The following is a 12,642-nucleotide window of genomic DNA, read 5'->3' as shown; positions in this document are numbered from 1 at the left end:
GGGGTGTACGCGCGTGCCCGCACTTGTGCTGCTCGGTGCTCAGTGGGGTGACGAAGGCAAGGGAAAGGCGACGGACCTGCTAGGCGGATCCGTCGACTATGTGGTGCGCTACCAGGGCGGCAACAACGCCGGCCACACGGTAGTCGTGGGTGATCAGAAGTACGCCCTCCACCTGCTCCCTTCCGGAATCCTGTCCCCGGGGTGCACCCCGGTCATCGGCAACGGTGTCGTCGTCGACCCGTCGGTCCTGTTCTCCGAGCTGAACGGGCTGAACGAGCGCGGCGTCGACACGTCGAAGCTCCTGATCAGCGGTAACGCTCACATCATCACGCCGTACAACGTGACGGTGGACAAGGTGACGGAACGCTTCCTCGGGAAGCGGAAGATCGGGACGACCGGCCGCGGTATCGGCCCGACCTACGCGGACAAGATCAACCGCGTCGGGATCCGGGTCCAGGACCTCTACGACGAGTCGATCCTGACCCAGAAGGTCGAGGCGGCCCTCGACGCCAAGAACCAGATCCTCACCAAGCTCTACAACCGGCGCGCGATCGCCGTCGACCAGGTGGTCGAGGAGCTGCTGGGCTACGCCGACAAGCTCGCACCGTACGTCGCCGACACGGTCCTGGTGCTCAACCAGGCCCTGGAGCAGGACAAGGTGGTCCTCTTCGAGGGCGGCCAGGGCACGCTCCTCGACATCGACCACGGGACCTATCCCTTCGTCACGTCGTCCAACCCCACCGCCGGTGGTGCGTGCACGGGCGCGGGCGTCGGCCCCACGAAGATCAGCCGCGTCATCGGCATCCTCAAGGCGTACACGACCCGCGTCGGCTCCGGTCCCTTCCCGACCGAGCTGTTCGACGCGGACGGCGAGGCGCTGCGCCGCATCGGTGGCGAGCGGGGCGTGACGACCGGCCGTGACCGCCGCTGCGGCTGGTTCGACGCGGTCATCGCCCGCTACGCCACCCGCGTCAACGGCCTGACCGACTTCTTCCTCACCAAGCTGGACGTCCTGACCGGCTGGGAGGAGATCCCGGTCTGCGTGGCGTACGAGATCGACGGCAAGCGCGTCGAGGAACTCCCGTACTCCCAGTCCGACTTCCACCACGCCAAGCCGGTCTACGAGACCCTGCCCGGCTGGTCGGAGGACATCACGTCGGCCAAGTCCTTCTCGGACCTCCCGAAGAACGCGCAGAACTACGTCAAGGCGCTGGAGGAGATGTCAGGGGCGCCGATCTCCGCGATCGGTGTGGGGCCGGGTCGGGACGAGACGATCGAGATCAACTCGTTCCTCTAGTTCGCAGGCTCTGAAGGTGTCTGGTGGCGGTGCAGCCGTCCGTGGTAGCGCCACCAGGCCACCTTCCCGTCGGGTCCGCGCACGAAGTCGGAACGCGTGCCGATCGGCTTGCCGTCGGGGCCGAGGTCCAGCCCGAAGTCCTTTCGGTAGAGAGCGACACCGAACTCGCCGGTCTGCCCCTGGGACGTCTGGGTACCGCCCAGCCGGCCGCCCAGCCGGTCGACTTCGATGACGGTGTCCTCCATCGCGCCCTTCTCATTGATCCGCTGTGCCATGTAGCGGCCCTCGTAAGGTGCCAGCTCCCGGCCGCTGAACGTGGTGGCCGTGGCCGGCCGGTTGGTCACCCCGGCGAACCGGCTCAGGGCCCAGTCCTCGGTGAACAGCTCGTCCCTGAGCCGCGTCCCGCCTTCCGAGTTGGTCAGCAGGGTCAGCGCGAAGCCCCGGCCGGGGACCATCAGGAAGCCCGAGATCTGGCCTGGCCAGGTCCCGCCGTGCTGCACGATCCGTGGTCCCTGCGCCGTCGGGCGCAGCATCCACGTGACTCCCATCCCGTCGAGTTCCACGACCAGCGTGCCGCCGGGGCCGGGCCGCGAGCGCATCTGGGCCAACGACGCCCTGCTCAGCAGCCGGGTGCCGTCGGGGGCCGTGCCGTTGCCGAGGTGGAAGCGGGCCCAGCTCAGCTGGTCGCGCACGCTGGAGATCAGGCCGCCGGTCGGTGTGAGGCTGCGTGGCAGGGGCCAGAAGGCCGGGTCCAGTACGGCCTTGCCGTCGACGACGTTGTGTGACGCCGCGACCTTGAAGCCCACGATCTCGTCACTGAAGAAGCGGCTGTGGTCGAGCCCGAGCGGATCGATGACCAGCTTGCGCACCGCCGCCTCGTAGGTCGTGCCGGTCAGCTCCTCGATGATCCGTCCGGCCACGCACAGGCCCGCGTTGTTGTAGGCGAACACCTCTCCAGGGGGCGTGAGTTGGGGCAGGCGGGCCATGGACGTCACGAAGCGGGCCAGCGCGTCGTCGCCGGGGCCGAATTCCTGGTAGTCGTCGCCCAGCCAGCCGGCGCTGTGGTTGAGCAACTGCCGCACGGTGACCCGCGCCGACGCGTCCGGGTCGGCCACCGCGAACTCGGGCAGATAGCGGCGCACCGGGGCGTCCAGCTCGACCTTGCCCTGCTCGACCAGCCGCATCAGTGTCGTACCGGTGAAGGTCTTGGTTGTCGAGCCGACCCGGAAGACGGTGTCACCGTCGACCGGGACCGGGTTGTCGACGCTGGTGATCCCGTAACCCTTGACGTACTCCTCGCCGTTCAGGAGCACGCCCACCGCCGCCCCGGGGATCACGTAGGCCTTCATGGCCTCCTCGATCTTGGCGTCGAGCTCGCTGAACAGCGCCGCCCCCCTGCCGGCTGTGCCCCCTGTCTCGCCGGTGTCGCCGGTGTCGCCGGTGTCGCCGCCGGAAACAGCGGATCGCGGGGACGCGGTCGACGCCGCCGCCGGAGCCAGTGAAACGGTCGCGCAGCCCACCGCGGCCGCCGCCTTCAGAATGCCGCGGCGGGACCAGTGTGCGGGGCCTTCACTCACCGGTACCGCCTCCCGCAACGCCGGGGACGAACGGTTTCGCTTTCACCGAGGCCACGCATCCGGTGTCGGGGTTCTCGGGCTTGTCGAAGAAGGAGGTGACCACCTGTACCCCGCACGCGCTGGTGAACAACGTCCCCCCGTGGGCGAGACCGGGCAGGGTCACCACCTTGGAGCGGGAAAGCGTCCGAGCCGCGTAGCGCCCCCACTGAGCCCCGGTCTGGGCGTCGAAACTTCCGGAGAGGGCCAGGGTCGGGATGTCGCCGCGCGTGACCGCACGATAGGAGGCGGGTGCCTTCGGGACCTTCCAGGCCTGGCATGCCTGCCGCAGGAACGCCAGCTGGGGCGGCTGGGCCAGGACCGAGTGGGGGAGGCCGGGAAAGGCGCGCTGCCCGCGGGCAAGCTGTTCGCGAGGGGTCTCGTACGGAACCCATTCGCTGCACCACACGCTGAGCGACAGCCCGTGAGCGAACTCCCCCACCGTGCCGGGAATACGCATGGCCGCCCACATCTCGGCGACGCGCTGAGGGCGGCCGTGAGCCAACTCGTCGAGGGCCAACGGGAAGATCTCGGCCTCGTGACTGGCACGGACCATCCAGTTCAGCAGCGCCCCACCGTCGAGCACCACCTTCACCTTCCCGGCCTGCGGCACCGTCACATAGGTGGTGACCGGACGGGCCTCCAGCCGACGCACCAGGCGGAGGAACCCGTCACCGAGGTCCGGGTAGCGCTGCCGGCAGGAGGGCTGGGCCGCGCAGGCACGCAGGATCGCGTCGAGCGACTCCTTCACGCTGCTCCACGTCCACCCGGGCGTCGCCACGAACGGCGGTACGACGCCGTCGATGGTCACGGAGCGGATTCCTTCCGGGAACATGCGCATGTAGGTGAGCGCCAACTGCGTCCCGTAGGAATGTGAAAGGACATTCCACCGCCGGATTCCCAGGGCCCTGCGCAGATCCGCGAAGTCCGCGGCATTCTCGGTGGTGTTGTAGGCCGAGAGGTCGACTCCCTGGGCTGTCAGGCGATCGTGGCACCGGGCCGCCGCCCGGGCATAGCCGCGTCCGGTGGAGGGAGCGTCATAGAGCAGCTGGACACGCTGCTGGTAGAACCGGTCGATCTCAGGACACGTCAGCGGCGTCGGCCGGGACGGCAGCGTCCCGCGCTGCGACATGACGACCAGATCGCGGTCACGGTTCAGACCGGCCTCGGTGAGTTCCGGTATGTCCCCGAGGGCGTCCGCGCCGGGCCCGCCGGCGAGGAACACGATCGGATCGGGGTGTGGCGTCGGCGACGCCGAGGGGACCCTCGCAACGGCCAGGCGAAGGGTCCGCGAGGACGGACGGGCTCGGTTCTCCGGTACGACGAGGAACCCGCAGCGGACGTCGTCCGTCAGCTCTTCGTACCTGGTCGGGCACGGACCGGCCTCGAACCGCGACGCCGGCAGCGTCTGAGACGTCGAGGGCTGGGGCAGGTCGAGCACGGTTCCGGGGAAGATCCAGTGGCCGCGGTCACTGGAGGCGTATCCGCGCCGTCGGGCCGCGTCCTCGATGGTCTGCCGGTTGAGGCTGTAGACGCTGTCCCACCGCTGTCCGCTGCCGAGGGCCTGCTGGGCGATGTCCCACAGTGTGTCGCCGGAGGCGACGGTGTGCGCGGCGGCCTTCGAGTCCGCGGGCGGTGTGGGCTCCCTGGCCGGCTGGCGGGCGGTGACCGCGCCGGGCGCACCGTGGACCGGGGGCGCGCACGGCACCGTCAGACTGGCCAGGAACATGGCGGCCGCGGCAGCCGTGCGGCGGTTGCGTATCGGCATGCCGTCCATGCTGCGAAGGCCACACGCGCGCCGCACTCCGGCACGGCCAATGGGGTCACGCGCGGCCCCCGCCGCGCAGCCCGGGGAAAGCTCCCTAGCCGACCGACGACGCGGGCGCGATGAAGGCGGACCAGGCCTTGCCGGAGACGGTGAGGTTCGGGCCGTCGGGGGTCTTGGAGTCGCGGATGTGGATGGTGGTGGCGGTGTGCGGGCAGGTGGCGACTTCGACGCAGGCCCCGCCACCGCTGTCGCTGTACGACGACTTGCGCCAGGCGTAGGCGACTTCGACGCACTGGCCGCCGCCCCCGTCGCTGTAGCTCGACTTGAACCAGCGAAGGCTTCCGGTGCCGGTCATCGTTCCTCTCCTGCCAACTTCTCGATGTAGGCCAGTGATTCGTCGGGACTCAGGGCCTGTGCACGGATACTTGCATAGCGGCGCGCGAGATGGGACACCTCGGCCGGATCGTTGATCAGGATGCCCTGGTCCTCGATCTCCATGTAGACGACGTGCTCGTGGTCCTTGGTCTCCACGAGCTGCATGGCGCCGCGATCGCCCGCATACGTTCCACGCAGCCCACGGTCCAGGGGCAGCACCTGTACGAAGACATTGTCCCGCTGGGCGTCTTCGGCGAGCGAGTGGAGTTGCCCGCGCATGATGTCCCAGCTGCCGAACGGCCGCCGCAGCACGCTTTCTTCGAGGATCAGCTCGATGTGCGGGGATGGATCCCGGTCGAAGAGCGCCCTGCGGGCCAGCCGGGCCTCCACCAGTTCCTCGCGCCTCTGCTCTGATACGGGTGGATAGCTGCCGCCGATCAGCGCCCGCGCGTAGTCCTCGGTCTGGAACAGGCCGTCGACGATGAGCGTCTGGTACGAGCACAGCGTGACCGCCCCGGCCTCCAGCTCCGAGAACCCACGGAAGCGAGCCGGGTACTTCTCCAACAGCATCCACTTGCGCGCCTTCTCGAAGACGCCCAGCCCGGCCCCGATCTCCACCTCCAACCCCACCAGCATCTGATCGCTCGCGGGCTGCGCACAGGTCTCCATCGCGCTGATCGCCGCTGCCGTATACCCGAGCTTGTCGCCCAACTGCGGCTGCGTCAGCCCCTGTTGCTCCCGCAACGCCTTCGCCAAAGCGGCGACCAGATGCGCCGTACCGCCCGCCTGCGCCTTGTTCTCCGCCCGCGCCATTGCGGTCACCTCCGAACTCAACCGAACTCAACCGGTCACAACTCCCAGCCCTCGGTGCCCAACCGTGGTCAACCAGCGACTCAGAGTCATGGATCACGCTAGCTCCGCACCCGCAAACTGGCCCCGTGAATACGCAAAGTGAGCTGACCTGGCTCCCGGAATCCGGCGTTCAACTCCGCAAGGCGGGCGTCCAGTTCGACGCGATCAGAGTCGACGGTGAGCGGGGTCGGGACGTCGCCGACTGGCTCGCGCGGATGACCGGCGGGGATCCGGGGCCGATCGTCGAGACGGCGACGGGTCGGCGCGGGGTGTACTTCCTCGTGCCGGTCGGCAGTACGTCCCACCGCGCCTGGCCCGATGGAGTCACCCGCTTCATCGCAGGCCCGGGCCATGTCTCGTACGTCCCGGTGCCCGCGCTCGACGGCCTGACCTGGCCCTTGAGTTGGCGCTATCGGCCCACGGCCCCCGACCGCCTCGTCCACACGCGTCTGCTGTGCACAGCCCTTCACTCGCAGGAGTGAAGAACGCGAACTTCCGCCCGGGAAAAGACGGTTTCGACTTGCAATCGTCGCTCTGCGTGGCCTTAGAGTCACGCCAACAACGAAATGCCCCCGCGATGCGCCAACATCCGGGGGCTCGTCACCCAGGAGAAACCCCTCCGGATGCATACTCATCGTACGACGCCTGCGCGCGTCTTTTCAGGCTTCTCTGCCGCCCTTCTCCGCGACCGGAGCATCTCCTGGTGCGCGGTGAGCGTACTGACGTACTTGCTGGCCCTCCCGAACCCCACCCGCGTCACCCTTCGCGCGCTTGCCGCGCCAGGTGTCGATGGGCGGTCACGGGTCGTCGCCGCCCTTCGTGAACTGGAGGAACGGCGGTATCTGCGCCGGGTGGTGCGCGCGGGGAGCGAGGGTGGGGAGGCGGGGCAACTCTCCGTCGTTTACGACGTGTTCGACGCCCCGTACGAGGCCGTGCCACGAACGGGTGAAACCGAAAAAGTGCCGGACCGGTGTGCGTCGAGGGGCGACCGGGCCGTCGTAGCCGCGCATCTGCTGCTCTCGCTCGGGGGGTTCGACCGGCGCCTCACGCTCGACGCCGCCGAGGCGCTGCGGCTTGCGCCGCTGGTGGAGGAGTGGTGGCGGCGGGGGGCGAGCAGTGCCGAGGTGCGCGCTGCGGTGACGGGGGGTTGGCCGCGGTGGGTGGGGTCGGCGTACGGCCATGTCGAGGCTCGGCTGCGGGGTGGGCGGCGCCGTCCCGTGGCGCCAACGGCCTTGCAGATTACGGCCGTTGAGGTTGATTTCCGTGAGTCGGGCGGCCTCGTCCGGCGATTCCTTCGAGTTCTTCGAGAGAAATGGAGCGTTTTCGATGACCGTCGTACTTGAGCGGCCCGACGTGGTATACCGTGGGTATACTGCGCTCATGGCTGACACCACCGTCAAGGTCGATCCCGCTGTCCGTGACCGCCTCATGGTCCTCGCCCGCGAGCGCGGGATGACCATGCGTGACCTGATCGCAGAGCTGGCGGGGGCCACGCCGACCAAGGAGGAGCTGCGGAAGCGGTACGAGGCGACCAAGGCGTACTGCGAGACGCACTTCGGTGTGACGCTCACGGACGAGGACCACGACAGGGTGGAGAAGGTCTGGCAGGACCTTGAGGCCGGCCGGCCCGTGGACAGCCTGTGAGCGCGACGAAGGCCGGGTCGACCGGCGTCGTCTTCGACGAGTCGGCCCTGCTGGCGCTCGGCTCGGGGAACTCACTGGCTTCTCAGTTCGTCGCGAACACCGAGCACGGGCCCATCCGGCACGTGTATGTTCCGGCGCTGTGCCTGGCCGCTGCCGACGGTATGCGCAAGGGGCTCGCCGAGCATGTCGGATCGCTGCCCGCCGTGGAGATCGTCGAGTTGGACTTCTCCGGGGCGTCCACCGTGGGTGCGCTGTTGCGTGGCGGGGTGGAGTGGCGGCTCGGCCACGCGATCCATCTCTCCCGGCCGACGCCGGACTGGCCGGACGGGCGTCATGTGCTGACCGCCGACCCCGACCTGTACGCGGAGATGCCCCTCGTACGGACCATCAGGTTGCCACACCAGCGATAAAGCGAGGGGAGGGCGCCCGCCCGGTGCCCTCCCCGCCCCGGCGTCAGCTGAAGACGATCATCGAACCCTGCGCCAGACTCCGCGTCGCCGCCGCGTGCAGCCCCAGCCAGACATGCCGTTCGCGGGCGAAGGGGCTCGGGTCGTAGGGGGCGGGGTTGGCCGGTTCCTCCAGGGCCGTGGGGGCCGCCGGGGGTTGGGGGGCCGCCGGAGGGTTGGCCGGGTCGATGCCGATCACCTGGGCCACGAAGTCCAGCTCGCGCAGGAGGGCCTGCGAGGAGCCCAAGGGGCCGCCGCCCGCGAGGAGTTCGTCGCTGGAGAGCGGGGCCGGGAAGTCGACGGGGACGTAGGCGCCCGCGTGGTCGTAGTGCCAGACCAGGTGCGACTGCTGGGCCGTCGACTCGAACATCTCCAGGAGCTGCTCGTAGTCGCCGCCCAGGTCGTCGACCGGGGTGACCGGGAGCCCGCAGACCTGGAGCAGGTAGGCGCGGCGCAGGAAGTGCAGCGCGTCGTAGTCGAAACCGGCGACCGGCGCGACGTCGCCGGACAGGCCCGGCATGTACTGGTACACCGGCACCGGCGGCAGCCCGGCCTCGGCGAGGACTTTGTTGTATTCCGCGAGTTCCTCGGCGAACGGGTTGTCGGGGGTGTGGCACAACACGTCGACGAGCGGTACCAGCCACAGGTCACAGGCCAAAAGAGGGCTCCTCAGGTAGCACAGTGGTCAGGGAAGGGTAGTCGGTGCGGGTCGTGGGCGGACCCCCTGTGCGGGCTCATCGTCCTGATCCGGATCCTTCGGCAGGCCCCTGGGGCGAGTCCCTGTTTCGTGCAGGTCCCATACCCACACCCCGGCGACCCACCTCCCCGGGCCGCCCATCAACTTCTCCACCCCGCCAACTTCTACAGAGCTTGGCTCATCCTGATGCCAGCCGCTCGATCAGGGCGAGGGAGTCCGCGTCGTGCGCGGTGATGATCGAGCGGGCCGCGGGCAGGTCGCGGCGCATCAGGGCGTCGACCAGGTCGGTGTGCCCGGACCACAGGTGGCCGCGCAGGTCGTCGAGGCGGCGCAGGTGCTGGACCGCGCAGACCCAGGACTGCACGCGCAGGCGGTGCAGGAAGTCGGCGAGGTAGGGGTTGCCGAAGAGGGCGCCGAGTTCGCGCCAGAAGCGCAGGTCGTAGCCGATCAGTACGGTGAGGTCGCCGGCGGTGGCGGCGCGCTGGGCTTCTTCGGCGCGGCGGCGTACGCCGACTACCGCGGCGAGGACGCGGGGGTCGTCGGGGTCGCGGTGGCTCGGGCGGCCGGGTGCGCCGGGGCGGCCGGAAGTGGGGTCGGTGGTGCGGTTGGTGGCGCGTTCGGCGGCGAGGACCTGGAAGATGCCGTCGATGACCAGGCCGCGGGCCTCGATGATGCCGCGGTAGTCGTCCAGGGAGTACTCGTGGACGCGGAAGCCGCGGTGCTGGTCGGCTTCCAGCAGGCCCTGTGCGGAGAGATCGACGAGGGCCTCGCGTACGGGGGTCGCGGAGACGCCGTACTGCTCGGCGATCTCCTTCACCGTGAACTCTCGCCCTGCCTGCAGCCGTCCGGCCAGCACCTCGTCCCGAAGGGCGTCCGCGAGCTGCTGCCGCAGGGTGCTCCGGGTCACGGAGCCGTTGCTGCCGGTGCCGGGCATGGTCAGGGCGTCTCCCGTCGTCGCGATGAGGGGGCGTACACGTATATGTCTACGAGCACGCCACCTTACGCGTTCGGGTTCGGTGGGACGTTTCTGCGGGCAGGGGTGCTTTTTCTCGCCCCCGCCGCCCCTTCCCGTCCCTGGGGGCTCCGCCCCCAGACCCCCGTTTCGGCCCTTAAGGGGCCTCGTCCTCAAACGCCGGACGGGCTGAAATGCCTGGGCCAGCGCCTCCGGCGTTTGAGGAGCGGGGGTCCAGGGGGCATAGCCCCCTGGCGGGGTTGACGGGGCAGCGCCCCTTCGCGGTGTGGGGGCCTACTCCGCGTACTCGTCCGCCACAGCCAGCGCAGCGTCCAGCGCTGCCAGGCCCTCCTTCAGTTCCGCCTCGTTCACGTTGCACGGCGGTACTACGTGGGTGCGGCTCATGTTGATGAACGGCCAGATGCCGGAGGCCTTCGCCGCGGAGGCGAACGCTGCCATGGGGGCGTTCGCCTCGCCGGTCGCGTTGTAGGGGACCAGCGGTTCGCGGGTCTCTCGGTTCCGTACCAGTTCCAGTGCCCAGAACATGCCGACGCCGCGTACCTCGCCCACGCTGGGGTGACGCGCGGCCAGCTCACGCAGCGCCGGTGCGAGCACCTCCGTGCCGAGCCGGGCGGCGTTCTCGACGACGCCCTCCTCCGCCATGACCTCGATCGTCGCGACGGCGGCGGCGCAGGCCAGCGGGTGCCCGGAGTAGGTCAGGCCGCCGGGGTAGGGGCGCTTGCCGAAGGTCTCGGCGATGGCTCCCGAGATGGCGACGCCGCCCAGCGGGACATACCCGGAGTTCACGCCCTTCGCGAAGGTCATCAGGTCGGGGGTCACGTCGAAGAGGTCCGCCGCGAACCACTCCCCGGTCCGCCCGAACCCGGCCATGACCTCGTCCAGGATGAAGACGATCCCGTACTTGTCGCAGATCTCGCGGACGCCGGCGAGGTATCCGGGCGGCGGGATCATGATCCCGGCCGTCCCTGGGATCGTTTCGAGGATGATCGCGGCCACCGTCGACGGGCCCTCGAAGGCGATCGTCGTCTCCAGGTGCTCCAGCGCCCGCGCGCACTCCTGCTCCTCGGTCTCCGCGTAGAAGCGGGAGCGGTAGAGGAAGGGCGCCCAGAAGTGCACGACTCCGGCCGCCGCGCTGTCGGAGGCCCAGCGGCGCGGGTCGCCGGTGATGTTCACGGCCTGCTGGGTGCCGCCGTGGTAGGAGCGGTACGCCGACAGCACCTTCGCGCGGCCGGTGTGCAGCCGTGCCATGCGCACCGCGTGCTCCACGGCGTCCGCGCCGCCGTTGGTGAAGAAGATCTTGTCCAGGTCACCCGGCGTCCGCTCGGCGATCAGCCGCGCCGCCTCCGACCGCGCCTCGACCGCGAACGCGGGCGCGAAGGTCGTCATCCGCGCGGCCTGCTCCTGGATCGCGGCGACGACCTTCGGGTGCTGGTAGCCGATGTTCGTGAAGACGAGCCCACTGGTGAAGTCCAGGTAGCGCCTGCCGTCGTAGTCCCAGAAGTACGAACCCTCCGCACCGGCGACGGCGAGCGGGTCGATGAGCTCCTGTGCGGACCAGGAGTGGAACACATGCGCACGGTCCGCGGCCTTCACGGCGGCGCCGACCTCGGGATTTGGCTGAGGGGTCATGCGGGCGAGCGTAGGAGCGGGGGGTGTGGCGGAGGTATCGGCGTCATGTCTGCGGTCGGGGGGATTCCGCGACAAGTTGTCGACATCGGCCACACGGAGGGGACGAGGGACACCGAGTATTGACAGTAAGCTGTCCAAGTGACAGCGTGTTGTCATCTTTGGGTTGTCTTCGAGGCTCCAGGAGGAGTCATGACCAGCAGCAGCACCGGCACCACCCGCAAGCCCGTGTACCTCGCCGTCTACGACACCCTCGCCGACTGGGAGCCCGGCCACGCCACCGCCCAGCTGGCCCGCGCCGGATACGGGATCCGCACCGTCGGCCCGACCCGCGAACCCGTCACGACCGTCGGCGGCCTGCGCATCCAGCCCGACCTGGCCCTGGACGACGTACGCCCGTCCGACGCGTCCCTGCTGATCCTCCCGGGCGCCGACCTCTGGGACGCCGGCGACGCACTCGCCCCCTTCGCCCGCACGGCCCGCGCCTTCCTGGACGCCGGAGTGCCGGTGGCCGCGATCTGCGGGGCGACGGTCGGTGTGGCCCGCGAGGGGCTGCTCGACGACCGGGACCACACCAGCGCTGTCTCCTTCTACCTGGCCGCGACCGGGTACGGCGGCGGCGAGCGGTACGTCGAGGCCGACGCCGTCACCGACAGGGGACTCGTCACCGCAGGACCGACCGAGCCCGTCGCCTTCGCCCGGGAGATCCTGCGACTGCTGAAGGTGTACGAGGACGAGGCCGTCGACGCCTGGTACCGCCTGTTCCACGACTCGGACGTCGAGGCCTACGCCGTACTGGAGAAGGCCGGGGTCCTGTGAGCCGCGAACCCCGACCCCAGGACCTGCTCAGCCGCAGCGCGCTCGGTGTCTTCAGGCTCAACGGCCAGTTCCTCGCGGTCGCCGAGGAGTTGGCCCGGCCGGCCGGGCTGACGGCGGCCTGGTGGCAGGTCCTGGGCGCGGTACTCGGCGAGCCCCTCCCCGTCTCCGGCGTCGCCCGTGTCATGGGCATCACCCGGCAGAGCGTGCAGCGCATCGCCGACCTGCTGGTGGAGAAAGGGCTGGCCGAGTACCGGCCGAACCCCGCCCACCGCCGCGCGAAGCTCCTCGCGCCCACCGAGGAGGGTCGCGCGGCGATCGGTCGCATCGACCCGGGCCACGCGGCCTTCGCGGACCAGCTGGCGCAGGCTTTCGGGGAGGCGGAACTCGCCGATGCCGTACGGGTTCTGGAACGGTTGTCGACAGTCCTCGACGACCTTGGCGTTCCTGTTACGGAACCGTAGACGCCGACCCGCTCACCTCCCCATTTGCCGCACTATCGTGGGGCCGTCGCGTAGACGGGGGTTTGCGTAGG

14 protein-coding genes are annotated in these 12,642 nt (G+C 69.7%); 7 read left to right on the top strand and 7 right to left on the bottom strand.

The genetic code is table 11. The annotated features are described in order from the left end of the window. Positions 1-13: 13 nt before the first annotated feature. Positions 14-1,297 carry an adenylosuccinate synthase gene (locus ACIA8X_RS01560; RefSeq protein WP_399457537.1) on the top strand — a complete coding sequence of 428 codons (1,284 nt, stop codon included), beginning with the start codon at positions 14-16 and terminating at the stop codon, positions 1,295-1,297. Here ACIA8X_RS01560 and ACIA8X_RS01555 read toward each other — a convergent pair. The 4 genes from ACIA8X_RS01555 to ACIA8X_RS01540 all read right to left on the bottom strand — a co-directional run bounded on the left by ACIA8X_RS01555 (position 1,294) and on the right by ACIA8X_RS01540 (position 5,875). Then, positions 1,294-2,874 carry a serine hydrolase domain-containing protein gene (locus ACIA8X_RS01555; protein ID WP_399457536.1) on the bottom strand — a complete coding sequence of 527 codons (1,581 nt, stop codon included), beginning with the start codon at positions 2,872-2,874 and terminating at the stop codon, positions 1,294-1,296. The genes ACIA8X_RS01560 and ACIA8X_RS01555 overlap by 4 nt on opposite strands. Next, positions 2,867-4,678 carry an alpha/beta fold hydrolase gene (locus ACIA8X_RS01550; RefSeq protein ID WP_399457535.1) on the bottom strand — a complete coding sequence of 604 codons (1,812 nt, stop codon included), beginning with the start codon at positions 4,676-4,678 and terminating at the stop codon, positions 2,867-2,869. The genes ACIA8X_RS01555 and ACIA8X_RS01550 overlap by 8 nt, the downstream gene beginning before the upstream one ends. A gap of 94 nt (positions 4,679-4,772) precedes the next feature. Then, on the bottom strand, positions 4,773-5,033 hold the full coding sequence (locus tag ACIA8X_RS01545) for a DUF397 domain-containing protein (protein WP_399457534.1): 261 nt from the start codon (positions 5,031-5,033) through the stop codon (positions 4,773-4,775). Beyond that, positions 5,030-5,875: a Scr1 family TA system antitoxin-like transcriptional regulator gene (locus ACIA8X_RS01540; protein WP_399457533.1), complete on the bottom strand. Its 846-nt coding sequence runs from the start codon at positions 5,873-5,875 to the stop codon at positions 5,030-5,032. Before ACIA8X_RS01540 ends, ACIA8X_RS01545 begins: the two co-directional genes overlap by 4 nt. Positions 5,876-5,991: 116 nt before the next feature. Between ACIA8X_RS01540 and ACIA8X_RS01535 the strand changes: the two genes are divergently transcribed. The 4 genes from ACIA8X_RS01535 (at position 5,992) to ACIA8X_RS01520 (ending at position 7,959) form a co-directional block, all read left to right on the top strand. Then, positions 5,992-6,387 carry a hypothetical protein gene (locus tag ACIA8X_RS01535; protein WP_399457532.1) on the top strand — a complete coding sequence of 132 codons (396 nt, stop codon included), beginning with the start codon at positions 5,992-5,994 and terminating at the stop codon, positions 6,385-6,387. 228 nt (positions 6,388-6,615) lie between these two features. Then, complete coding sequence (locus ACIA8X_RS01530; protein ID WP_399457531.1) at positions 6,616-7,248, top strand: hypothetical protein; 633 nt, start codon at positions 6,616-6,618, stop codon at positions 7,246-7,248. 37 nt (positions 7,249-7,285) lie between these two features. Next, the gene (locus tag ACIA8X_RS01525; protein WP_229915042.1) at positions 7,286-7,549 is read left to right on the top strand and encodes a hypothetical protein; all 264 of its coding nucleotides are present in this window, start codon (positions 7,286-7,288) and stop codon (positions 7,547-7,549) included. Then, positions 7,546-7,959 carry a hypothetical protein gene (locus ACIA8X_RS01520; RefSeq protein WP_393449725.1) on the top strand — a complete coding sequence of 138 codons (414 nt, stop codon included), beginning with the start codon at positions 7,546-7,548 and terminating at the stop codon, positions 7,957-7,959. Before ACIA8X_RS01525 ends, ACIA8X_RS01520 begins: the two co-directional genes overlap by 4 nt. A gap of 43 nt (positions 7,960-8,002) precedes the next feature. On the opposite strand, the gene ACIA8X_RS01515 is transcribed toward ACIA8X_RS01520, so the two are convergent. The 3 genes from ACIA8X_RS01515 to ACIA8X_RS01505 all read right to left on the bottom strand — a co-directional run bounded on the left by ACIA8X_RS01515 (position 8,003) and on the right by ACIA8X_RS01505 (position 11,294). Then, on the bottom strand, positions 8,003-8,653 hold the full coding sequence (locus ACIA8X_RS01515) for a hypothetical protein (protein ID WP_393449722.1): 651 nt from the start codon (positions 8,651-8,653) through the stop codon (positions 8,003-8,005). A gap of 217 nt (positions 8,654-8,870) precedes the next feature. After that, positions 8,871-9,626 carry a GntR family transcriptional regulator gene (locus tag ACIA8X_RS01510; protein ID WP_399457530.1) on the bottom strand — a complete coding sequence of 252 codons (756 nt, stop codon included), beginning with the start codon at positions 9,624-9,626 and terminating at the stop codon, positions 8,871-8,873. Between the two features lie 312 nt (positions 9,627-9,938). Next, on the bottom strand, positions 9,939-11,294 hold the full coding sequence (locus tag ACIA8X_RS01505) for an aspartate aminotransferase family protein (RefSeq protein ID WP_399457529.1): 1,356 nt from the start codon (positions 11,292-11,294) through the stop codon (positions 9,939-9,941). Positions 11,295-11,483: 189 nt separating this feature from the next. On the opposite strand from ACIA8X_RS01505, the gene ACIA8X_RS01500 reads away from it, so the two are divergent. Further along, positions 11,484-12,110, top strand: a complete 627-nt coding sequence (locus tag ACIA8X_RS01500) for a type 1 glutamine amidotransferase family protein (RefSeq protein ID WP_399457528.1) — start codon at positions 11,484-11,486, stop codon at positions 12,108-12,110. Continuing rightward, positions 12,107-12,571, top strand: a complete 465-nt coding sequence (locus tag ACIA8X_RS01495; RefSeq protein WP_399457527.1) for a MarR family winged helix-turn-helix transcriptional regulator — start codon at positions 12,107-12,109, stop codon at positions 12,569-12,571. Before ACIA8X_RS01500 ends, ACIA8X_RS01495 begins: the two co-directional genes overlap by 4 nt. Positions 12,572-12,642 lie beyond the last annotated feature (71 nt).

The sequence above is a fragment of the Streptomyces sp. NPDC051738 genome, from assembly GCF_044453205.1.
In the GTDB taxonomy this organism is placed as follows: Bacteria; Actinomycetota; Actinomycetes; order Streptomycetales; family Streptomycetaceae; genus Streptomyces.
This window is presented reverse-complemented; position numbering and strand designations above follow the sequence as displayed.